Source organism: Rhizobacter sp. P5_C2 (assembly GCF_054049715.1).
Genome location: NZ_JBFULV010000040.1, coordinates 37158 through 57013, shown reverse-complemented (window position 1 = coordinate 57013; position 19856 = coordinate 37158). Strand labels below are relative to the sequence as shown.

The window sequence follows — 19856 nt, the reverse complement described above, 5'->3', positions numbered from 1 at the left end:
GGCAGTCGACGTGCGCGTAGTGGCGGTTCGCCGTCTCGTACTCGACGTGCGCCGTGTTGATCGTGATGCCGCGGGCCTTCTCTTCCGGCGCCGCGTCGATCTGGTCGTACGCCTTCGCTTCGCCGCCGAACTTCGCCGACAGCACCGTCGTGATCGCCGCCGTCAGCGTCGTCTTCCCATGGTCCACGTGACCAATCGTGCCCACGTTCACGTGCGGCTTGGTCCGCTCGAATTTGCCTTTTGCCATTTTTCGCGCTCCTAGCGGTCGAGATTGACAGTGCTGAAAAAACTGGTGCCCATGGCGCGGATCGAACGCGCGACCTCTCCCTTACCAAGGGAGTGCTCTACCACTGAGCCACATGGGCAGGTCTCTTGTGTCCTGTCGACACAGGGCTGACAACCTTTGGCAGTCAAGCCTCTGACGACACCTTGTGGAGCGGGAGACGGGAATCGAACCCGCGTCATTAGCTTGGAAGGCTAGGGTTCTACCATTGAACTACTCCCGCCCGGGAGCCCCACCCGCCCCGGCCGGAGCCTCTCATCGAGACCCTCACCGGAACGGTCTTGCAACAAACATCTAGCGATCTACCGTCCAGCGGTCTAGCAACTTACAGAATATGTTTCGCCGTGGTGGAGGAGGCTGGATTCGAACCAGCGTAGGCGTAAGCCAACAGATTTACAGTCTGCCCCCTTTAGCCACTCGGGCACCCCTCCGCGGCGAACTCGGGACTATACATCGAGTTGAGGCCTCTGACAAACCAGCGCCGCAAAAAACGCCGTCGCGGCGGCCGCCGGGGCCGGGATAATCGCGCCCGCCGCGGCATTTTCGCGGGTGACACGGAGGAGAGACCCCATGAAGAAGATCATCCTGGCCGCCGCGGTGCTCGCGTTGTCGGCCTCGGCCCACGCCCAGGCACAGCCTGACAACAGCGGCCCCGGCGTGCGGGTGCGCCCGTTCGTCGGCCTCGGCCTGACCTGGGGCGGCGACAAGCTCGACTCGGTCGAGTTCGAGGACGGCCACAGCACGTCGATCCGCGCCGGCGGCCTGGTCGACGTGAAAGCCGGCGTCGACGTGCATTTCGACAGCCCGTTCTCGGCGCAGATCAGCGTCGGCTACCACTTCCAGACGATCAACGGCGAGACGCGCAACGGCGACGACGGCCGCAAGACCTTCGACCGCTATCCCGTCGAGGTACTGGGCCACTGGGACCTGAACGACCAATGGCGACTCGGTGGCGGTCTGCGCTGGTCGCAGAACGCGAAGTTCTCGTCCAGCGGCGCGCTCGATGTCGGCAACGTCGAATTCGAATCGTCGACCGGTGTCGTCATCGAGGGCGAATACTTCATGACCCGGGCGATCGCGCTGAAGCTGCGCGCGGTGCACGAGAAGTTCACGCTGAAGGGCTACTCGACCGCGCCGGAGTACGACGGCAGCCACGTCGGCTTCTACGTCAGCTACTACTTCAACTGACCCCGGCCGGCTGGGGCCCCTCAGCGGCTCCAGTCGATCGGGCCGCCGTGCGCCTGCAGGTGCCGTTGCGCGGCACCGAAGTGCCCGTTGCCGATGAAGGGCACCGGCGGGCGGCGCGCCGACAGCGGCGACGGATGGTTCGACGCCAGCAGCAGCGCATCGGGCCCGCCGGTGTCGCGGATCAACGCGGCGAACTGCTGCGCATGCGCGCCCCACAGCATGTAGACGCAGGGCCGGCGCCGGCTCGCGACCGCCGCGACGATGCGCTCGGTCAACGGCTCCCAGCCATGGCGAGCGTGGCTGGCGGGCGCGGCCTGCTCGACGGTCAGCGTCGTGTTCAGCAGCAGCACGCCTTGCGCGGCCCAGCCGGACAGGTCGCCGGTCGCCGGCGCTTCGCCGAGGTCGCGCACCAGTTCCTTGACGATGTTGCGCAGGCTGGGCGGCAACGCCACGCCGGCCGGTACCGAGAACGCCAGCCCGTGCGCCTGGCCCGGGCCGTGGTACGGGTCCTGCCCGAGGATCAGCACCCGCACGTCGGACAGCGCCGTCAGCTCCAGCGCACGCAGCGGCTCGGGCGGGTAGACCACCGCCCCGTCGGCCACGCGCCGATCGACGAACTCGACCAATCCCTTGCCGGCGGCCGATTCGCGCCACGGCTGCAGCACCTCGCGCCAGCCGGCCGGCGCGGCATCGAGCAGCTGCGCCAGCGGCGTGCTCAGCGACAGCGAACTCACTGGAACAGCTCGCCCAGGGCCACGCCGGGATCCGGCGCCCGCATGAAGGCCTCGCCGACGAGGAAGGCATGCACGTTCGCGTCGCGCATGCGCTGCACGTCGGCGCGCGCGAGGATGCCGCTCTCGGTCACCAGCAGCCGGTCGCCGGGCACGTGCTTCAGCAGGCCGATCGAGGTGTCGAGCGTGACCTCGAAGGTCCGCAGGTTGCGGTTGTTGATGCCGACCAGCGGCGTCTTCAGCCGCAGCGCGCGATCGAGTTCGGCGCCGTCATGCACCTCGACCAGCACCGCCATGCCGAGCGCCTGCGCCTGGGCTTCGAGGTCGGCCATCTGCGCATCGTCGAGGCAGGCGGCGATCAGCAGGATGCAGTCGGCGCCCATCACACGCGCCTCGTACACTTGGTAGCTGTCGACCATGAAGTCCTTGCGCAGCACCGGCAGCGCACAGGCGGCGCGGGCGGCCTTCAGGTAGTCGACCGATCCCTGGAAGAACTGCCGGTCGGTCAGCACGCTGAGGCAGGCTGCGCCGTGCTGCTCGTAGCTCGCGGCGATCTCGGCCGGCACGAAGTGCTCGCGCAGCACGCCCTTGCTCGGGCTCGCCTTCTTGACCTCGGCGATCACCGCGGCCGAGCCGGCGGCGATCTTGCCGCGCAGCGCCTTCGTGAAGTCACGCAGCCCGCCGAGCGATTCGGCCTCGCGCCGCACCGAGGCCTCTTCGCGCAGCTTGCGTGCTGCCGCGATCTCGTCATGCTTGACCGCGACGATCTTGTTCAGGATATCGCTCATGCCGTCTTGAACTGGTTGGTGACTGCGACGAACTGGCTCAGCTTGGCCAGCGCCTTGCCCGAGGCCACCGCCTCGCGCGCCATCCGCACGCCCTCGGTCACCGACGACGCGACGTTCGCGCAGTACAGCGCCGCGCCGGCGTTCAACAGCACGATGTCGCGCACCGGCCCGTCTTCGTTCGCGAACGCGCGCTGGATGCACTGCACCGACTCGGCCTTGTCGGCCACCTTCAGCACGCGGGTGTCGTAGACCGGCATGCCGAAGTCGCTCGGGTGCACCATGTACTCGCGCACCTCGCCGTTCTTCAGCTCGCCGACCAGCGTCTCGCCCGACAGCGAGATCTCGTCCATGCCGTTCATGCCGTACACCACCATCACGTGCTCCGAGCCCAGGCGCTGCAGCACGCGCACCTGGATGCCGACCAGGTCGGGGTGGAACACGCCCATCAACTGGTTCGGGGCCCCGGCCGGGTTGGTCAGCGGGCCGAGGATGTTGAAGATCGTGCGCACGCCGAGTTCCTTGCGCACCGGGCCCGCATGCTTCATCGACGCATGGTGGTTGGGCGCGAACATGAAGCCGATGCCGCATTCCTGCAGGCACTGCGCGACCTGCGCGGCATTCAGGTTGACGTTGGCGCCGAAGGCCTCCAGCACGTCGGCGCTGCCCGAGCTCGACGACACGCTGCGCCCGCCGTGCTTGGCGATGCGCGCGCCGGCCGCGGCCGCGACGAACATCGCCGCGGTCGAGATGTTGAAGGTGTGCGCCGCGTCGCCGCCGGTGCCGCACAGGTCGACCAGGTGCGTCGTGTCGGCCACCACCACCGGCGTCGCGAACTCGCGCATCACCTGGGCGGCGGCGGCGATCTCGCCGATGGTTTCCTTCTTGACGCGCAGCCCCATCGACAGCGCGGCGATCATCACCGGCGACATCTCGCCGCTCATGATGCGGCGCATCAGCGTCAGCATCTCGTCGTGGAAGATCTCGCGGTGGTCGATGACGCGGGCCAGGGCTTCGGTGTTGCTGATGGACATGGTTCGGCTCGTCAAGGCGTCAGGAGGACATGTGCTCGCGCACCGCGGCGATCGCGCGGTCGACGCCGGCGGCATCGACGTCGAGGTGGGTGACGAAGCGCAGCCGGTACAGGCCGGTGGCCAGCACGCCGCGCGCCTTCAGGTGGTCGATCAGGCCGGCCGCCTTCGGGCCTTGCACGTCGACGAACACGATGTTGGTCTGCGGCGGCTCGACCGTCACGCCCGGCACGTCACCCAGGCCGGCGGCCAGCCGCTGCGCGAGCGCATGGTCGTCGGCGAGGCGCTCGACGTGGTGGTCGAGCGCATGCAGCACCGCGGCCGCCAGCACGCCCGACTGGCGCATGCCGCCGCCGAGCATCTTGCGCCAGCGGTGCGCGCCGTGGATGAAGGCCTTCGAGCCGACCAGCGCCGAGCCGACCGGCGCGCCGAGGCCCTTCGAGAAGCAGACCGACACGCTGTCGAAATGCGCTGCGATCTCGCGCGCGGCGATGCCCTGCTTCACCGCGGCGTTGAAGAGCCGCGCGCCGTCGAGGTGGGTCGCGAGGCCGCGCCTGCGCGCAAGGCCGGTCGCATCGGCCAGGTAGGCCTGCGGCAGCACCTTGCCGCCGAGCGTGTTCTCGAGGCACAGCAGGCGCGAGCGCGCGAAGTGCGAGTCGTCGGGCTTGATGGCGGCCTCGATGTCGGCGAGCGCCAGCGTGCCGTCGGGCTGGTGCTCGAGCGGCTGCGGCTGCACGCTGCCCAGCACCGCGGCACCGCCGCCTTCCCAGCGGTAGGTGTGGGCCATCTGGCCGACGATGTATTCGTCGCCGCGGCCGCAGTGGGTCATCATGCCGACCAGGTTGCTCTGCGTGCCGGTCGGCACGAACAGCGCGGCCTCCTTGCCGAGCAGCGCGGCGATGCGCTCCTGCAGCGCATTGACGGTCGGGTCGTCGCCGAAGACATCGTCGCCGACCTCGGCGCGGGCCATCGCCTCGCGCATCGCGGGCGTCGGCCGCGTGATGGTGTCGCTGCGCAGATCGACGACACCGTTCATGCGCGCAACTCCAGGAAGTTCTTCAGCATCGCGTGCCCGTGTTCGGTGAGGATGGATTCGGGGTGGAACTGCACGCCTTCGAGCGGCGTCTTCGTGCCAGCCAGTGCGGTGTGGCGCACGCCCATGATCTCGTCGTCCTGCGAGGTCGACGTGATCTCCAGCTCGGCGGGCAGCGTGTCGCGCTCGATCACCAGCGAGTGGTAGCGGATCACGGTGAACTGCTGCGGCAGCTCGGTGTAGACGCCGCGCTTGTCGGTGGTGATGACGTCGGTCTTGCCGTGCATCTGCGTCTTCGCGCGGATGATCTTGCCGCCCAGCGCCGCGCCGATCGCCTGGTGCCCCAGGCACACGCCGAGGATCGGCAGCCGGCCGGTGAACTCGCGGATCGCGTCGACGCAGATGCCGGCCTCGGCCGGCGAGCACGGCCCGGGTGACAGCACCAGCCGGTCGGGCTTCAGTTCGCGGATCCCGTCGAGCGTGATCTCGTCGTTGCGGAACACCCGCACGTCCTCGCCGAGCTCGGCGAAGTACTGCACCAGGTTGAAGGTGAAGGAGTCGTAGTTGTCGATCATCAGCAGCATGTGCTCAGGCCTCTGGAATCAGTGGGTTCGGGGCGGGTGCCGGCCGACGGCGGGTGGATCGCAGGGTCGGGGGCAGGGGCGCGGCGGAAGACTGGAGCGCCCGCGCGGGCGCCATGAGGTGGCTTCAGGTCGTTGGCTTGCGCCAACGCCAACCGCGGAGCGTCGCTGTGAATGAACGCGTGGAGACCATGGGGCCGCATTATGGCCTCGGGCCGGCATCCGAGAAAAGCCCTCCGGGATATTCCGGGGCTACGGCTGGGGCGGCTGCAAGACGGCGTTCAGCGCCAGGTTCACGTAGTAGTTTCCGCGACCGACCTTTTGTTTGCGCACGAAACCGCCCTGCGTCAACGCCTCCAGGTACTTGGTCGCAGTCACACGCGAGACGCCCAGGTCGTTTTGCAGGAACTCGATCTTGGTGTACGGGTGAGTGAACAGGTTGTTGATCAAGTCCTGGCTGTAGAACTTGTAGCCGCTGCGAATCCGATGCTTGTAGTCGAACAGCGCCGCCTTGATGGAATGAATCGTCGCGATGGTCCGACCGGCGGTTGCTTCCACCGCCTCCAGCATGTAGAGCACCCAGTCCTCCCATCGATCCTGGTCGCGCACCGCTTGCAGAAGACGGTAGTAGTCGGCCTTGGTGCGAACGATGTGGCTGCTCAGGTAAAGAACCGGTATGTCGAGCAAGCCTTCTTTCACCAAGTACAGGACGTTGATGAGGCGTCCCGTGCGCCCATTCCCGTCGTAGAACGGATGGATGCTCTCGAACTGGTGATGAATCAACGCCATCTTGATCAACGGGTCGACCGGGAATAGCTCGGGCTCATTGACGAAGTGCTCCAGGCCACGCATCAACTCGACGATCTCGGACGGCGTCTGCGGCGGCATGTAGACCGTCTGCCCGCTCGAATCCTTGAGGGCCGTGCCAGGCAGTTTCCTGAAGCCGGCGTTGTTGCGCTCCAGCTCGGCCTGGATCTCGATGATGTGGTTGGCGGTCAGCAACCCGCTGTCACGCACCAGGTCGAATCCGACGCGCAGCGCCTGCCGGTAACGCAATACTTCCTTGGCCGCCGGGTTCGCAAAGGCCTCTGGCAGCACATCGTCCTTGAAGAGTTCGTCATGCGTGGTGACGATGTTTTCGATCTCGGAACTGTCCTTCGCTTCCTGGAGACCCAAGGTGTTGATCAGGATTCCCTGGTTCGGGATGGAGGCGGCAATCCCCTTCAACTCGGCAAGTGCCCGACTGCTGCTCGCCAACCGCTTGAGGATGGCTGGTGCATCGAAGCGCGCGGGATTGAGCTGTGGGAGTGGGGCGATGACCATGGACAGGCGACATGTATAGGAAAAGCGATTTTCTATGCATGTGAGCCGCCATGCGCATAGAAATTCCGATTTCTTTGACATGTCCCAGGCACTCGTGCCCGGCAGCTGCTCGCCGCGCTCGGCGGGCTCGGCGGGCTATCATGCCGCCCACGTTGGTGCTCGCCGCGGCCGTCCGGTCGCGGCAGTGAAACGGGAATCAGGAAGATGAGCCCTGCCGGGGCGAATCCAACCTGAGCTGCCCCCGCAACGGTAAGCGGACGCCCTCCCCGGAGAGCGCTCCCGTGCGAATCACCCACTGTCGGCCCCGCGCCGATGGGAAGGGTGCACGGGAGATGTCCGCCAGCCCGGAGACCGGCCAACCCAGTGGGTGCGCGCCCGCGGCAACGCAGCGCATGCCTGTTCACGAGACCCTGCGGGGAAGCAGGGCGACGGCCGGTCTGTTGCGAGTTGTCCATTCGATGGAAGTCCCCGAGCTGCGCCCCGTGCGCTGCCCTGCCCTGCTGGTGTCCGCCCCCGCCTCCGGCCAGGGCAAGACCAGCGTCACCGCCGCGCTCGCGCGCCTGCACGCCCGCCGCGGCCGCCGCGTGCGGGTCTTCAAGGCCGGCCCCGATTTCCTCGACCCGATGATCCTCGCCCGCGCCAGCGGCTCGCCGGTGCAGCAGCTCGACCTGTGGATGGGCGGCGACGCACACTGCCGCGCGCTGCTGCACGAGGCCGCGCAGCATGCCGACCTGGTCCTCGTCGAAGGCGTCATGGGGCTGCACGACGGCACGCCGTCGACCGCCGACCTCGCGCTGCGCTTCGGCCTGCCGGTGCTCGCGGTGATCGACGGCAGCGCGATGGCGCAGACCTTCGGCGCCATCGCGCTCGGCCTCGCGAGCTACCGCGACGGTCTCGCGATGGCCGGCGTGCTGGCCAACCGCGTTGCCGGCGACAGCCACGCCGGGCTGCTGCGCGAGAGCCTGCCCGCGTCGATGCGCTGGTGGGGTGCGCTGCCGCGCGACGAGCAGATCGCGCTGCCCGAACGCCACCTCGGCCTGGTGCAGGCCGCCGAACTCGACGACCTCGACGCCCGCCTCGACCGCGCCGCCGATGCGCTCGGCCCCGATGCCGGCGAGCTGCCGCCCGCGGTCGGCTTCGAGCCCGGCCACGCGCCGCCCGTCGAGCCGCTGCTGCGCGGCGTGCGCATCGCGGTCGCGCGCGACACCGCGTTCTCGTTCCTCTACACCGCCAACCTCGCGCTGCTGCAGGCGATGGGCGCGAGCCTCGCGTTCTTCTCGCCGCTGCACGACACCGCGCCGCCCCCGTGCGACGCGATCTGGCTGCCCGGCGGCTACCCCGAGCTGCACCTGGACACACTGGCCGCCAATCGCTTCATGCACCAGGCGCTGCGCGACCACCATGCAGCCGGCACGCCGATGCTGGCCGAATGCGGCGGGCTGCTGCTGCTGCTGCAGGCGCTGACCGACGTGCAAGGCCGGCGCGCCGCGATGGCCGGGCTGCTGCCGGGCCACGCGGCGATGCAGACGCGCCTGGCCAGCATCGGCCTGCACGAGGCCGCGCTGCCCGAAGGCACGTTGCGCGGCCACAGCTTCCACTACTCACGGCTGGAATCGCCAATGACCCCGCTGTGCACCACGCAGCCGATGCGCGCCGGCCGGCGCGGCGAGGCGGTGTACCGCAGCGGCCGGCTGACGGCCTCGTACTTCCACGCCTATTTCCCGTCCAACCCGCAGGCCGTCGCGCGCCTGTTCACGCGATGAGCGCCGTGAACGCGATGTCGGGCCGCGTGTGGTTCGTCGGCGCCGGCCCCGGCGACCCCGAGCTGATCACCGTCAAGGGCCGCGCGCTGGTCGAGCGTGCCGGCGCGATCCTGTTCGCCGGCTCGCTGGTCAACGAGGCAACCACGCGCTGGGCCCCGCCCGGCTGCGTGATCGCCGACAGCAAGGACATGACGCTCGAGCAGATGGTCGCGTGGCTGATCGCGCAGGCCGCGCGCTGCGACACCGTCGTGCGGCTGCAGACCGGCGACCCGGCGCTGTACGGCACGCTGATCGAGCTGGTGCAGCCGCTCGACGCAGCCGGCATCCCGATCGCGGTGGTGCCCGGCGTGTCGTCGGCGATGGCCTCGGCGGCCGCGGCGGTCGAGAGCTTCACGCTGCCCGAGGTCACGCAGACGGTGATCTTCACGCGCGTCGAAGGCCGCACGCCGATGCCGGCGGGCGAATCGCTGGCCGAGCTGGCGGCGCACCGCTGCACGCTGTGCATCTTCCTGTCGATCACGCTGCTGCACAAGATCGAGGCCGGGCTGCGCGAGGCCGGCTGGGCCGACGACGCGCCGATGCTGGTCGTGCACAAGGCGAGCTGGCCCGGCGAGGAACGCATCGTGCGCGGCACGCTGGCCACCATCAAGCAGCAGTGCCGCGAGGCCGGCATCGTCAGCCAGGCGATGGTGATCGCGAGCCCGGCGCTGGGCGCGCGCGGCTGGGCCGAACTCGCCAAATCGAAGCTCTACGACGCTGCATTCACCCACCGCTTCCGGAAAGCGACCGCCCCATGAAAGACACCATCCTGCTGGTCGGCCACGGCTCGCGCGAGAAGAGCGGCAACGATGAGATCGAGCAATTCGCCGCGCTCTGGCGCGCGCGCCATCCGCACTGGCGCACCGAGCTGTGCTTCATCGAGTTCGCCGAGGTCGAGGTCGAGGACGGGCTGGACCTCGCCGCGGCCGGCTCCGAGCGCGTGATCGTCGTGCCGCTGATCCTGAACGCGGCCGGCCACGTCAACGTCGAGATCCCGTCGCACATCGCGCGGGCCCGGCTGCGCCATGCCGGCGTGCGCTTCGACTACGCGCCGCACCTCGGCGTGTGCGAGCCGGTGCTGGAGGTGCTGCGCCGCCAGCTCAAGCAGTGCATGCATGCGCTCGACATGCCCGACCCGACCGGCACCGGCGTCGTGCTGCTCGGCCGCGGCTCGTCGAACCGCGAGGCCAACGGCGAGATGGCGCGGATGGCGCGCTGGCTGTTCGAGGAAGGCGACCACGAGCTGGTCGACCTGGCCTTCACCGGCATCGCCTGGCCACGGCTCGAGCGCGTGGTGCAGCGCCAAGTGCAGCTGGGCATGCGGCAGGTGATCGTGCTGCCCTACTACCTCTTCACCGGCACGCTGATCCAGCGCATCGGCCGGCAGGTCGAGCACCTGCGCGGCCAGTACCCGCAGGTGCGCTTCGCGAGCGGCACGCATTTCGGCTTCGAGCCCGAGATCGCGCAGCTGCTGGCCGGGCGCGTCGACGCGCTGATGCACGGCGCGCTGGCGGCGGTGCCCGTGAGCGACGAAGCCGCGCAGTGGGAGGCCCATCACCACGACCACGATCACGCACACGACCACGCCCATCCCCACGAGCACGCCCATGACCACGCAGAACACGGTCACTGAACAGCTCACGCGCGCCGGCCGGGCGATCGAGCACGACAGCTTCGCGGTGATCGACCGCGAGGTCGGCCCGCACGACTACGCGCCGCACCAGTGGCCGATCGTGCGCCGCATGATCCATGCGAATGCCGACTTCGACTTCAACGGGCTCACCGCCTTCCATCCGCGCGCGGTGACGGCCGGCATCCACGCGATCCTGTCGGGCCGTTCGCGCGTGGTCGCCGATGTCGAGATGATCTGCGTCGGCCTGTCGGCGCCGCGGCTGGCGCATTTCGGCATGCGCACGCACCAGTTCATCGCCGATGCCGACGTGATCGCGCAGGCCAAGGCCGACGACACGACGCGCGCGGTGCAGGCGATGCGCAAGGCGCACCGGCTCGGGCTGCTCGATGACGCGGTCATCGGCATCGGCAACGCGCCGACTGCGCTGATCGAGCTGGTGCGGCTGATCCGTGACGAAGGCGCGCGCCCGGCGCTGGTGGTCGGCATGCCGGTCGGCTTCGTGTCGGCTGCCGAGTCGAAGGAGCTGATGTCGCAGGTCGATGACGTGCCGTGGATCGTGATCCGCGGCCGCAAGGGCGGCTCGACGCTGGTCGTCGCCGCGATCCACGCGCTGCTCAGCCTCGCCGAGGCGACGCCGGAGCACGCGCCGGGGGCCACCCCGCCATGATGGAGAAGACCGTCAAGCGCGGCACCCGCACCGGTTTCACGACCGGTGCGTGTTCGGCTGCGGCCGCGCGCGCGGCGGTCCTGGGCTTGATCGACGGCGAGGTGCCGCCGTCGGTCGAAACACTGCTGCCGAACGGCCAGCGCGTGCGCTTCGACGTGAGTGACGGCCAATGCGACGCGGGCAGCGCCCACGCAATGGTGATCAAGGACGCCGGCGACGACCCCGACTGCACCGACAAGGCCCACCTGACGGCCGACGTGCTGCGCCTGCCTGGCGCGGCCGGCGAGGTGGTGCTGCTCGGCGGCTTCGGCGTCGGCACCGTGACGATGGCCGGGCTCGGCCTCGCGGTCGGCGGGCCGGCGATCAACCCGGTGCCGCGCCGCAACATCGAAGAGAACGTGCGCGAGGTCGGCACCGCGCTGCTCGCGAGCGACGGCCTGCAGGTCACGATCTCGGTGCCGCAGGGCCTAGAGATGGCGAAGAAGACGCTGAACGCGCGCCTGGGCATCCTCGGCGGCATCTCGATCCTCGGCACCACCGGCATCGTCAAGCCCTACAGCACCGCGGCCTACCGCGCGAGCGTGGTGCAAGGGGTCGAGGTCGCGGCCACCACCGGCAGCGACACCGTCGTGCTGACCACCGGCGGGCGCACCGAGAAGTTCGCGATCGCCGAGATGCCCGGCCTGCCCGAGGCCTGCTTCGTGCAGATGGGCGATTTCCTGCGCTACGCGCTCGACGCCGCGGTGAAGGCCAAGCTGAAGCGCATCGTGATCGGCGGCATGGTCGGCAAGCTGACCAAGATCGCGCAGGGCGAGACCATCACGCACGCGAACCGCGCCGAGGTCGACACCGACTTGCTGGCCCGGCTGGCCGCCAGCATCGGCGCGCCGCCCGACGAATGCGCCGCGATCGCCGCCGCCGAGACCGCGCGCTTCGCGGCCGAGCGCATGCAGGCGCTGGGGTTGATCGACCCGTTCCACCGCGCGCTGGCGCGCCAAGTGGTCAGCACCGTGATGGGCCGCTACCCGGGCCGTTTCCGGCTCGACGTGCTGGTGTGCGATTTCGACGGCAAGAAGGTTGCGGAGGCCTCTTCGAATGATGAATGACATGACCCACGACGCTCCCCGCCCGCACCGCTGCCGCATCGTCGGCGTGCTCGACGACGGCGCCGCGAGCCTCGGCGCACCGGCCCTGCAGGCGCTGGCCGAGGCCGACCTGGTGATCGGCGCGAAGCGCACGCTGGCGCTGCTCGAATCGCGCATCCAGCCTGAGGCCGAGCGCCGCGCGATCGGCGGCCTGGCTGCCGTGGCCGAAGACATCCGCCAGGCCCAGGCCACCGGCAAGCGCTGCGTGGTGCTGGCCACCGGCGACCCGCTGTGCCACGGCATCGCCGGCTACCTCGGCATGCAGCTGTGCCTGGACGCGATCGAGGTGCTGCCCAACCTGTCGACCATCCAGCTCGCCTGCGCCCGCGTCGGGCTGGTGTGGCAGGACCTGAAGATCGAGAGCGTCCATGCGAAGGACGCCGGCGAATGGCCCGGCCCCGGCGCCGAGCCGTCGCACGGCCTGTACGCGCTCGCGCAATCGCTGCGCCGCCAGGCGCGGCTGGCGGTGCTGACCAGCCCCGACAACACGCCCGACCGCATCGCGCGGATGATGCAGGCCGAGGGCCTGGCGGACGATTTCCAGATCGCGGTCGCCGAGCGGCTGCTGCAGCCCGAAGAGCGCATCGTCACCGGCTTGTCGATCGCCGACGCGGCGCAGGCGCGCTTCGCCGATCCGAACGTCGTGCTGCTGTGGCGCCAGTCGGCGCGGGCCCTGCCGGTGCGCTTCGGCCTGCCGGACGCGAGCTACGAACAGCGCCATCCGGACAAGGGCCTGATCACCAAGCTGGAGGTGCGTGCGGTGTCGCTCGCGCGCCTGCAGCTGCGCGAAGACAGCATCGTCTGGGACATCGGCGCCGGCTCGGGCGCGGTCGGGCTGGAGGCGGCACGGCTGTGCCCGGCCGGCCATGTGTACGCGATCGAGAAGAACGACGACGACGTGGCCATCGCCGGCCGCAACCGCGCGGCGCTGGGGGTCGGCAACCACACGCTGGTGCACGCGAAGGCGCCGCAGGCGATGGACGGCTGGGCCGACCCGGACGCGGTCTTCATCGGTGGCTCGGGCGGCGAACTGGCCGAGCTGATCGCGCTGTGCCTGCGGCGGCTGCGCCCGGGCGGGCAGCTGGTGATGAACTTCGTGACGATCGAGAACCTGGGCACCGCGACCAGCACGCTCGCCGGACTCGGCGCGGAGTGGGACGTCGTGATGCTGCAGGCTTCGCGCAGCAAGCCGATCCTGCACATGCACCGGATGGCGGCCGAGAACCCGGTCTGGATCGTCTGCGCGCGAAAGGCTGCAGCATGACGCTCGGACGATTGATCGGCGTCAGCCTCGGCCCGGGCGACCCCGGCCTGATCACGCGCGCCGCGTGGGCGCAACTGGCGCGCCGCGACACCGTGTGGACCTACCCGACGCGCAGCACGAAGACGCCGAGCTATGCCTTCGACATCGTCGTTCGCAGCGAGCTCACGCCGCCGGCCGAGCACCTGCCGCTGCTGTTCCCGATGACGCACGACGAGGAGAAGCTGCTGCGCAGCTGGCACCGCGCGGCCGACACCGTGCTGCCGCTGCTGCTGGCCGGGCGCGACGTGCTGTTCCTGGTCGAGGGCGACGCCAGCACCTACGCGACCTTCGGCCACCTGGCGCGCACCGTGAAGGCCCGCGACGAGCGCATCGCGGTCGACACCATCGCCGGCGTCAACGCCTTCAACGCTGCTGCCGCCACGCTCGGCCGCCCGCTGGGCGAGCAGGACGACACCATCGCGGTGGTGCCCGCGGCCTATGGCGTCAGCGCGCTCGACCGCCTGCTCGGCGATTTCGACACGCTGGTGCTGATGAAGGTCAAGCCGCTGATCGAGGACTTGCTCGACTGGCTGCAGCAGCGCGCGCTGCTGGACGGCGCGGCCTTCATCGAACGCTGCGGCGCGCCGGACGAGCGCGTGCTGCGCGGTGCCGAGATGCTGTCGCTGCGCGGCCAGAAGGTCAGCTACCTGTCGCTGATGCTGGTCCACAACCACCTGCGCGTCCGTGGCGAACGGATCCGCGGATGCCTCAAGAAATCCAGCCCGGAGACCCTCGATGACTGACCCCCGCATCGCGATCGTCGCGATCACCAAGCACGGCGCATCCCAGGCGGCCCAACTGGCCGCGCAACTGCCGCACGCCCACATCGTCTGCGCCGAGAAATTCGCCGCCACTTTCGCCGGCCTCGCGAACCCGCTGCGCGCCTACACCGCGGCACTGCGCGACGAGATCGGCCCGCTGTTCGCGGCCTACGACCAGCTGATCTTCTTCGTCTCGCTCGGTGCCGTCGTGCGGCTGATCGCGCCGCACCTGAAATCGAAGGACGAGGATCCCGGCATCACCGTCGTCGACGACGCCGGCCAGTTCGTGATCCCGGTGCTGTCGGGCCACGTGGGCGGCGCGAACGCCTGTGCCGAACAGGTCGCCGCGCTGCTCGGCGCGACACCGGTGCTGACCACCGCCTCCGACGTCGGCAAGACGATTCCCGTCGACATCCTCGGCCGCGAACTCGGCTGGAAGGTCGAGGCGCCGAAGCTCAACATCACCCGCGTCTCGGCCCACGTCGTCAACGGCGAACCGATCGCCTTCGTGCAGGAAGCGGGCAGCCCGAACTGGTGGACCCGGCCGACGCCGCTGCCGGCCAGCATCCATCGCTTCGAGCGCTTCGAAGACGTGGACCTGGCGCGCTTCAAGGCGGTGCTGTGGGTCACGCGGCGCGCGATCGACGACACGCTGTGGCAGCAGTTGAACGAGCGCCTGGTCGTCTACCGCCCGCCGCTCGACGAGGCTGCGCCATGAGGGTCGCGCTCGGGCTCGGCTGCGACCGCGGCACGCCGGTCGAGACGCTGTCGCGCGCGGTCGGCGAGGCGCTGGCGCTGGCAGGCGTCGCGCTCGCCGACGTGGCCGCGGTGGCCAGCATCACGCTGAAGTCCGACGAGCGCGGGTTGCTGGAACTGGCCGGACAGCGCGGCTGGTCGCTGCACTTCTACGATGCCGCCGAGCTGGCCGAGGTGCAGGTGCCGAACCCGTCGGAGACGGTGCGGCGCTACACCGGCACGCCGTCGGTCAGCGAGGCGGCCGCGCTGCTTGCGGCCGGCGCAGCGCCAGCAAGCTCATTGCTGGTTGAGAAACACATCCTGCGCGGTGACGACGGTCGCCACGCCACCGTCTCCATCGCGCGCTGCAGATAACTCTCCCCCCTCTTCTGAAAGGAAATCCCATGAACTCGCAACAAGCTCTTCAACCCACCATCGACCTCCCCGCCACCGCCTCGCGCGGCGTGCTGCGCCAGCTCGCCGCCGGCGCGCTGCTCGGTGTCGTGATGCTGTACGGCGTCGCGTTCGCCGAGAGCCCGCTCGCGCACAACGCGGCGCACGACGTGCGCCACGCCACCGGCCGTCCGTGCCACTGAGCGGGAGCCGATGATGCTGTTCCGACGCCTGGTGTGGTGTGCACTGCTCGTCGCCTTGGCGGTGGGCAGCCTGCAGTGGATCGTGCAACGCTGGCAGGCGGTGCCGATCATCCTCGCGGCCGAGGAGTTCGAGGTGCAGAAGGCACCCGTGCAGGCCGCCCTCGACGCCCATGCCCACACGCCGGAAGAAGCCGCCCATGCGCACCACCACGACCTGGACTGGACGCCAGCCGACGGCGTCGAGCGCGGCTTCTGGACCTGGGTTGCCAACCTGCTGAATGCGTTCGCGCTCGCGCTGCTGGTGTTCGCGGCGATGGGGGCGTGGACCTGGAAGCGGGGGCTGTCGGCAGGCGCCTGGCCGATCGCCGCGGCAGTCGCCGCGACCGGCTGGCTGAGCCTGCACCTGTGGCCCTCGCTCGGCTTGCCGGCCGAAGTGCCGGGCATGGAGGCCGCCGACCTGCACCTGCGGCAGCTGTGGTGGCTGCTCGCGGCCGGCAGCGCGCTGTCGGCCTGCGCACTGGTCGCGTTCGGCAGCAAGCCGTGGCGCTGGGTGGCTGCCGCGGCGTGGCTTGCGTTGCCGTTCGTGATCGGCGCGCCGCAGTTGATCGGCGACCCGCTCGGCGCCTTCAGCGGCGAGGCGCACCAGCGCCTGCAGGTGCTGGGCCGCGATTTCGTGCTGGCAACGCATGTGTCGGCGTCGCTGTTCTGGCTGTCGATGGGCGTGGTTGCCGCGCCGGTGTTCAAGCGCTGGCTGGCGCCGCTGCTCGATCGATCGCCCGGCAACGCAACGCTGCCGACCGGGAGCCTGGCATGAGCGGCAAGATCACGCTGGTCGGGATCGGCCCCGGCGCCGTCGAGCACATGACCCAGCGCGCCCGCGAGGCCATCGCCGAGGCCGATGTCGTCGTCGGCTATGTCACCTACATCAAGCTGGTCGCCGACCTGCTCGAAGGCAAGGAGGTCGTGCGCAAGGGCATGACCGAGGAGCTCGACCGGGCCGTCAGCGCGCTCGAGGCGGCCCGCGCCGGCAAGAAGGTCGCGCTGATCTCGTCGGGCGATGCCGGCGTCTACGGCATGGCCGGGCCGACCTACGAGGTGCTGTTCCAGGCCGGCTGGACGCCGGCCGACGAAGTGCAGGTCGAGGTGGTGCCCGGCGCGTCGGCGATCAACGCCTGCGCGGCCCGCGTCGGCGCGCCGCTGACGCACGACTTCTGCTCGATCTCGCTGAGCGACCTGCTGACGCCGTGGCCGGTGATCGCGCGCCGGCTCGATGCGGCCGCGCAGGCCGACTTCGTCGTCGCGCTCTACAACCCGAAGAGCGGCCGCCGCACGCGGCAGATCGTCGAGGCGCAGCGGCTGTTCCTGCGGCACCGCCGGCCCGACACGCCGGTGGCCGTCGTCAAGAGCGCCTACCGGCGCCGCGAGCGCATCGAGTTCACCACGCTGGCCACGATGGCCGAGAGCGAGATCGGCATGCTCAGCACGGTGCTGATCGGCAACAGCCACACCTTCGTGCGCGACGGGCTGATGGTCACGCCGCGCGGCTACTCGAACAAGTACGACATCGAGCAAGGCGGCGAGACGCGCGACGGCGAACGCGCCGGCCGCTCGCTGAGCACCGGCCTGCTGGGCTGGCTCGAAACACTGCAGGCGCAGGTCGCCGAGGGCCACACCATGGCCGACCTCGCGCGGCTGCACGGGCTGCCGGCCGACTACCTGGCGGCAACGCTGGCCGAGCCGATCGAGATCACCACCAGCAACACCACCAACGCGACGACCGACGAGGGGGAGGGCTGAGACCCGCGCGGGGGCGAGCCGATGGCCCCCGCGCGGCAGACACGACCAGGTGCCTGCGGCGTTCACTGCGCCGCGGGTCAAACGGGAACGGGGTTCGAAGCCCCGACTGCACCCGCAACGGTGTGCGAGCGCAGACGCGTCACGGCGGTTCTGTAGCGATACAGCACCGCCAGCCACTGGGCCCTCCGGCCCGGGAAGGCGACGCGTTCGGGGCCTGAAAGGGTCTCGGCTCGCGAGTCCGGATACCGGCCTGGCGTGAGGGGCCGCTGCCCGAGGGCCGCGGCGAACACCACGCATGCATCTGCGGGAATGCGGATGCCATGCAGCGACGAGTCTTTCAACGATGCAACAGCGCAAGCTGCCCCCCGCCCTGGCCGCCACGGCCCTGGCGATGACCTTCTTCACCCCTGCCCCGGCCACGGCCGAGGACAGCCCCGCCGCCCTGGCCCCCGTGACCATCATCGGCCGCGGCCAGGACATGATCGGCCTCGCCGACTCCGCCACCGAAGGCAAGGTCAGCGCCCAGCAGCTCGCGAACCGGCCGCTGCTGCGCCCGGCCGAGGTGCTGGAGACGGTGCCCGGCATGACCGTCACGCAGCACAGCGGCGACGGCAAGGCCAACCAGTATTTCCTGCGCGGCTTCAACCTCGACCACGGCAGCGACTTCGCGAGCTACGTCAACGGCATGCCGGTCAACATGGCCAGCCATGCGCACGGCCAGGGCTACATGGACCTCAACTTCCTGATCCCCGAGCTGATCGGCGCGATGCGCTACCGCAAGGGCGTCTACGCCGCCGAGGACGGCGATTTCGCAACCACCGGCTCGGCCCGCATCGAGTACCAGCGCGCGCTGCCGGCACCGATGGTCGACCTGAGCGTCGGCCCGCACGACTTCCGCCGCGTGCTCGCCGCGGGCAGCCGCCCGCTCGGACAAGAGAAAGACAGCGGCCCGACGCTGCTGGCCGCCTTCGAGGCCGCGACCAACGACGGACCGTGGCAGCAGCCCGAGCGGCTGCGCAAGGTCAACGGCGTGCTGCGCCTGTCCGAAGGCACGGCGCGCGACGGCTACGCGCTGACCGCGATGGCCTACCACGCCGAGTGGACCGCCACCGAGCACGTTCCCGAACACGCGATCGCCTCCGGCGAGATCGACCGCTTCGGCGAACTGGTGCCGGGCGACGGCGGGCGCACGCACCGCCACAGCCTGTCGGCCGACTGGGCCGGCAGCGACGGCAACACGCGCACGCAGGCCAGTGCCTACGTGATCGACTACGGCCTGAACCTGTTCTCGAACCCGTCCGGCTACATCAGCGGCGAGCAGGGCGACCAGCACGAGCAGGCCGACGAGCGCACCGTGTGGGGCGGGCAGGTGGCGCGCCACTGGGCGATCGCCCCGGCCGGCCACGAGACCGAGCTGACGCTGGGCGCGCAGCTGCGCCACGACCGCATCGGCACGCTCGGCCTGTACGGCACGGTGAACCGCCAACGGACCGGTACCGTGCGCGAAGACCGTGTGCGCGAGACGCTGCTGGGCCTCTACACCGAAGCTCGCACGCAATGGCAGCCGTGGCTGCGCAGCGACCTGGGCCTGCGTGTCGACACCGTGCGTGCGAACGTGACGCCGACCGGCGGCGATGGCAACGTCCAGAACGGCGGCAGCGCACAGGCCCATCAGGTCAGCCCGAAGCTGGGGCTGGCCTTCGGCCCGTTCGGCGAGACGATGCGCACCGAGCTGTACGCCAACTGGGGCCGCGGCTTCCACAGCAACGACGTGCGCGGCGTCACGGCGGCCGTCGACCCGGTGCCGGCGCTGGTGCGCGCCACCGGCAGCGAAATCGGCCTGCGCGCGGTGCCGTTGCCGGGCTGGAACACCAGCCTGTCGCTGTGGCAGGTGAAGCTGGCGTCCGAGCTGGTGTTCATCGGCGATGCCGGCGTGACCGAGCCCAAGGGCGCGTCGAAGCGCGCCGGCATCGAGTGGTCGAACGACTGGCAGATCAACCGCTGGCTGCTGCTGGATGCCGACGTGGCCTGGTCGCGAGCGCGCTTCGAGCAAGAAGCAGAGCCCGGCAGCGGCACCCACGTGCCGAACGCGATCCCACGCTCGGCCTCGTTCGCGCTGGCGGCCGACGACCATGGCGCGTGGTTCGGCGGGCTGCGCTGGCGCCACATCGGCAGCTACGCGCTGGAAGAGACCGGCACGCAGCGCTCGTCATCGCTGTGGACCGCGAACCTGAAGGCCGGCTGGCGCGCCAGCCCGTCGCTGCAGTTCACGCTCGACGTGCTGAACCTGTTCGACCGCGAAGCCTATGACATCGAGTACTGGGGTGCGGCGTGCTCGCGCAACGACGGCCCCAGCTGCAACGGTGGCGCGGGCATCGATGGCCGGCTCGTGCACCCGATGGAACCGCGCACGCTGCGCGTTTCGATGCGCGCCACCTTCTGACGACTCACCAAGGAACGCA

Annotated in this window: 21 protein-coding genes, 3 tRNA genes and 2 riboswitches; of the genes, 14 read left to right on the top strand and 10 right to left on the bottom strand. The window is 70.0% G+C overall.

Annotation, left to right across the window (positions count from 1 at the left end; genetic code table 11):
- The 4 genes from ACXJLU_RS16760 to ACXJLU_RS16745 all read right to left on the bottom strand — a co-directional run.
- Window positions 1-247: GTP-binding protein (locus tag ACXJLU_RS16760; protein ID WP_457332813.1), on the bottom strand; the 247-nt coding region annotated here is incomplete at its 3' end.
- A gap of 43 nt (window positions 248-290) precedes the next feature.
- Window positions 291-365, bottom strand: a tRNA-Thr gene (locus ACXJLU_RS16755).
- A 67-nt stretch (window positions 366-432) separates the two neighbouring features.
- Window positions 433-506: transfer RNA gene (locus ACXJLU_RS16750), tRNA-Gly, on the bottom strand.
- Window positions 507-628: 122 nt separating this feature from the next.
- Window positions 629-714 (bottom strand) — tRNA-Tyr (locus ACXJLU_RS16745).
- A gap of 139 nt (window positions 715-853) precedes the next feature.
- Between ACXJLU_RS16745 and ACXJLU_RS16740 the strand changes: the two genes are divergently transcribed.
- Window positions 854-1471 (top strand): outer membrane beta-barrel protein, encoded by a 618-nt coding sequence (locus tag ACXJLU_RS16740; protein WP_457332811.1) that lies wholly within the window; start codon window positions 854-856, stop codon window positions 1469-1471.
- Window positions 1472-1491: 20 nt separating this feature from the next.
- On the opposite strand, the gene ACXJLU_RS16735 is transcribed toward ACXJLU_RS16740, so the two are convergent.
- From ACXJLU_RS16735 to ACXJLU_RS16710, 6 genes are all read right to left on the bottom strand, one after another.
- Window positions 1492-2205, bottom strand: coding sequence for a uracil-DNA glycosylase (locus ACXJLU_RS16735; protein WP_457332809.1), 714 nt, complete (start codon window positions 2203-2205; stop codon window positions 1492-1494).
- Window positions 2202-2990 (bottom strand): indole-3-glycerol phosphate synthase TrpC, encoded by a 789-nt coding sequence (gene trpC / locus ACXJLU_RS16730; RefSeq protein ID WP_457332807.1) that lies wholly within the window; start codon window positions 2988-2990, stop codon window positions 2202-2204. Before trpC ends, ACXJLU_RS16735 begins: the two co-directional genes overlap by 4 nt.
- Window positions 2987-4021, bottom strand: coding sequence for an anthranilate phosphoribosyltransferase (trpD, locus tag ACXJLU_RS16725; protein ID WP_457332805.1), 1035 nt, complete (start codon window positions 4019-4021; stop codon window positions 2987-2989). Before trpD ends, trpC begins: the two co-directional genes overlap by 4 nt.
- Before the next feature lie 19 nt (window positions 4022-4040).
- Entirely contained in the window at window positions 4041-5054 is a 1014-nt protein-coding gene (gene ltaE / locus ACXJLU_RS16720) for a low-specificity L-threonine aldolase (protein WP_457332803.1), read from the bottom strand.
- The gene (locus ACXJLU_RS16715; RefSeq protein ID WP_073467484.1) at window positions 5051-5635 is read right to left on the bottom strand and encodes an anthranilate synthase component II; all 585 of its coding nucleotides are present in this window, start codon (window positions 5633-5635) and stop codon (window positions 5051-5053) included. The genes ltaE and ACXJLU_RS16715 overlap by 4 nt, the downstream gene beginning before the upstream one ends.
- 249 nt (window positions 5636-5884) lie before the next feature.
- Window positions 5885-6955: a Fic family protein gene (locus ACXJLU_RS16710; RefSeq protein ID WP_457332801.1), complete on the bottom strand. Its 1071-nt coding sequence runs from the start codon at window positions 6953-6955 to the stop codon at window positions 5885-5887.
- Window positions 6956-7091: 136 nt separating this feature from the next.
- Window positions 7092-7329, top strand: a riboswitch (cobalamin riboswitch).
- 84 nt (window positions 7330-7413) lie between these two features.
- Here ACXJLU_RS16710 and ACXJLU_RS16705 point away from each other — a divergent pair.
- The 13 genes from ACXJLU_RS16705 (at window position 7414) to ACXJLU_RS16645 (ending at window position 19837) form a co-directional block, all read left to right on the top strand.
- On the top strand, window positions 7414-8718 hold the full coding sequence (locus tag ACXJLU_RS16705; protein WP_457332799.1) for a cobyrinic acid a,c-diamide synthase CobB: 1305 nt from the start codon (window positions 7414-7416) through the stop codon (window positions 8716-8718).
- On the top strand, window positions 8715-9515 hold the full coding sequence (cobM, locus tag ACXJLU_RS16700) for a precorrin-4 C(11)-methyltransferase (RefSeq protein WP_457332797.1): 801 nt from the start codon (window positions 8715-8717) through the stop codon (window positions 9513-9515). Before ACXJLU_RS16705 ends, cobM begins: the two co-directional genes overlap by 4 nt.
- On the top strand, window positions 9512-10390 hold the full coding sequence (locus tag ACXJLU_RS16695; RefSeq protein ID WP_457332795.1) for a sirohydrochlorin chelatase: 879 nt from the start codon (window positions 9512-9514) through the stop codon (window positions 10388-10390). Before cobM ends, ACXJLU_RS16695 begins: the two co-directional genes overlap by 4 nt.
- Window positions 10365-11057 carry a precorrin-8X methylmutase gene (locus ACXJLU_RS16690; protein WP_457332793.1) on the top strand — a complete coding sequence of 231 codons (693 nt, stop codon included), beginning with the start codon at window positions 10365-10367 and terminating at the stop codon, window positions 11055-11057. The genes ACXJLU_RS16695 and ACXJLU_RS16690 overlap by 26 nt, the downstream gene beginning before the upstream one ends.
- Window positions 11054-12163, top strand: a complete 1110-nt coding sequence (locus tag ACXJLU_RS16685) for a cobalt-precorrin-5B (C(1))-methyltransferase (protein ID WP_457332791.1) — start codon at window positions 11054-11056, stop codon at window positions 12161-12163. The genes ACXJLU_RS16690 and ACXJLU_RS16685 overlap by 4 nt, the downstream gene beginning before the upstream one ends.
- Entirely contained in the window at window positions 12156-13466 is a 1311-nt protein-coding gene (gene cbiE, locus ACXJLU_RS16680) for a precorrin-6y C5,15-methyltransferase (decarboxylating) subunit CbiE (protein WP_457332790.1), read from the top strand. Before ACXJLU_RS16685 ends, cbiE begins: the two co-directional genes overlap by 8 nt.
- Complete coding sequence (gene cobI, locus ACXJLU_RS16675) at window positions 13463-14248, top strand: precorrin-2 C(20)-methyltransferase (protein WP_457332788.1); 786 nt, start codon at window positions 13463-13465, stop codon at window positions 14246-14248. Before cbiE ends, cobI begins: the two co-directional genes overlap by 4 nt.
- The gene (locus ACXJLU_RS16670) at window positions 14241-14984 is read left to right on the top strand and encodes a cobalamin biosynthesis central domain-containing protein (protein ID WP_457332786.1); all 744 of its coding nucleotides are present in this window, start codon (window positions 14241-14243) and stop codon (window positions 14982-14984) included. The genes cobI and ACXJLU_RS16670 overlap by 8 nt, the downstream gene beginning before the upstream one ends.
- Complete coding sequence (locus tag ACXJLU_RS16665) at window positions 14981-15376, top strand: cobalamin biosynthesis protein (RefSeq protein ID WP_457332784.1); 396 nt, start codon at window positions 14981-14983, stop codon at window positions 15374-15376. The genes ACXJLU_RS16670 and ACXJLU_RS16665 overlap by 4 nt, the downstream gene beginning before the upstream one ends.
- Before the next feature lie 29 nt (window positions 15377-15405).
- Window positions 15406-15597 carry a CbtB domain-containing protein gene (locus ACXJLU_RS16660; protein WP_457332782.1) on the top strand — a complete coding sequence of 64 codons (192 nt, stop codon included), beginning with the start codon at window positions 15406-15408 and terminating at the stop codon, window positions 15595-15597.
- Between the two features lie 13 nt (window positions 15598-15610).
- A complete protein-coding gene (locus ACXJLU_RS16655) occupies window positions 15611-16411 on the top strand; it encodes a CbtA family protein (RefSeq protein ID WP_457332780.1) in 801 nt (266 codons plus the stop codon).
- Window positions 16408-17394, top strand: coding sequence for a precorrin-3B C(17)-methyltransferase (cobJ, locus tag ACXJLU_RS16650; protein WP_457332778.1), 987 nt, complete (start codon window positions 16408-16410; stop codon window positions 17392-17394). Before ACXJLU_RS16655 ends, cobJ begins: the two co-directional genes overlap by 4 nt.
- Before the next feature lie 45 nt (window positions 17395-17439).
- A riboswitch (cobalamin riboswitch) is annotated at window positions 17440-17648 on the top strand.
- Between the two features lie 89 nt (window positions 17649-17737).
- Window positions 17738-19837 (top strand): TonB-dependent receptor, encoded by a 2100-nt coding sequence (locus tag ACXJLU_RS16645; RefSeq protein WP_457332776.1) that lies wholly within the window; start codon window positions 17738-17740, stop codon window positions 19835-19837.
- Window positions 19838-19856: the final 19 nt, after the last annotated feature.

What these genes read in the sequence shown, in the direction of transcription:
- ACXJLU_RS16740 (WP_457332811.1), top strand. Translation starts at nt 854, where the DNA reads ATGAAGAAGATCATCCTGGCCGCCGCGGTGCTCGCGTTGTCGGCCTCG.
- trpC (WP_457332807.1), bottom strand. Translation starts at nt 2,990, where the DNA reads ATGAGCGATATCCTGAACAAGATCGTCGCGGTCAAGCATGACGAGATC.
- trpD (WP_457332805.1), bottom strand. Translation starts at nt 4,021, where the DNA reads ATGTCCATCAGCAACACCGAAGCCCTGGCCCGCGTCATCGACCACCGC.
- ltaE (WP_457332803.1), bottom strand. Translation starts at nt 5,054, where the DNA reads ATGAACGGTGTCGTCGATCTGCGCAGCGACACCATCACGCGGCCGACG.
- ACXJLU_RS16715 (WP_073467484.1), bottom strand. Translation starts at nt 5,635, where the DNA reads ATGCTGCTGATGATCGACAACTACGACTCCTTCACCTTCAACCTGGTG.
- ACXJLU_RS16710 (WP_457332801.1), bottom strand. Translation starts at nt 6,955, where the DNA reads ATGGTCATCGCCCCACTCCCACAGCTCAATCCCGCGCGCTTCGATGCA.
- ACXJLU_RS16705 (WP_457332799.1), top strand. Translation starts at nt 7,414, where the DNA reads ATGGAAGTCCCCGAGCTGCGCCCCGTGCGCTGCCCTGCCCTGCTGGTG.
- cobM (WP_457332797.1), top strand. Translation starts at nt 8,715, where the DNA reads ATGAGCGCCGTGAACGCGATGTCGGGCCGCGTGTGGTTCGTCGGCGCC.
- ACXJLU_RS16695 (WP_457332795.1), top strand. Translation starts at nt 9,512, where the DNA reads ATGAAAGACACCATCCTGCTGGTCGGCCACGGCTCGCGCGAGAAGAGC.
- ACXJLU_RS16690 (WP_457332793.1), top strand. Translation starts at nt 10,365, where the DNA reads ATGACCACGCAGAACACGGTCACTGAACAGCTCACGCGCGCCGGCCGG.
- ACXJLU_RS16685 (WP_457332791.1), top strand. Translation starts at nt 11,054, where the DNA reads ATGATGGAGAAGACCGTCAAGCGCGGCACCCGCACCGGTTTCACGACC.
- cbiE (WP_457332790.1), top strand. Translation starts at nt 12,156, where the DNA reads ATGAATGACATGACCCACGACGCTCCCCGCCCGCACCGCTGCCGCATC.
- cobI (WP_457332788.1), top strand. Translation starts at nt 13,463, where the DNA reads ATGACGCTCGGACGATTGATCGGCGTCAGCCTCGGCCCGGGCGACCCC.
- ACXJLU_RS16670 (WP_457332786.1), top strand. Translation starts at nt 14,241, where the DNA reads ATGACTGACCCCCGCATCGCGATCGTCGCGATCACCAAGCACGGCGCA.
- ACXJLU_RS16665 (WP_457332784.1), top strand. Translation starts at nt 14,981, where the DNA reads ATGAGGGTCGCGCTCGGGCTCGGCTGCGACCGCGGCACGCCGGTCGAG.
- ACXJLU_RS16660 (WP_457332782.1), top strand. Translation starts at nt 15,406, where the DNA reads ATGAACTCGCAACAAGCTCTTCAACCCACCATCGACCTCCCCGCCACC.
- ACXJLU_RS16655 (WP_457332780.1), top strand. Translation starts at nt 15,611, where the DNA reads ATGCTGTTCCGACGCCTGGTGTGGTGTGCACTGCTCGTCGCCTTGGCG.
- cobJ (WP_457332778.1), top strand. Translation starts at nt 16,408, where the DNA reads ATGAGCGGCAAGATCACGCTGGTCGGGATCGGCCCCGGCGCCGTCGAG.
- ACXJLU_RS16645 (WP_457332776.1), top strand. Translation starts at nt 17,738, where the DNA reads ATGCAACAGCGCAAGCTGCCCCCCGCCCTGGCCGCCACGGCCCTGGCG.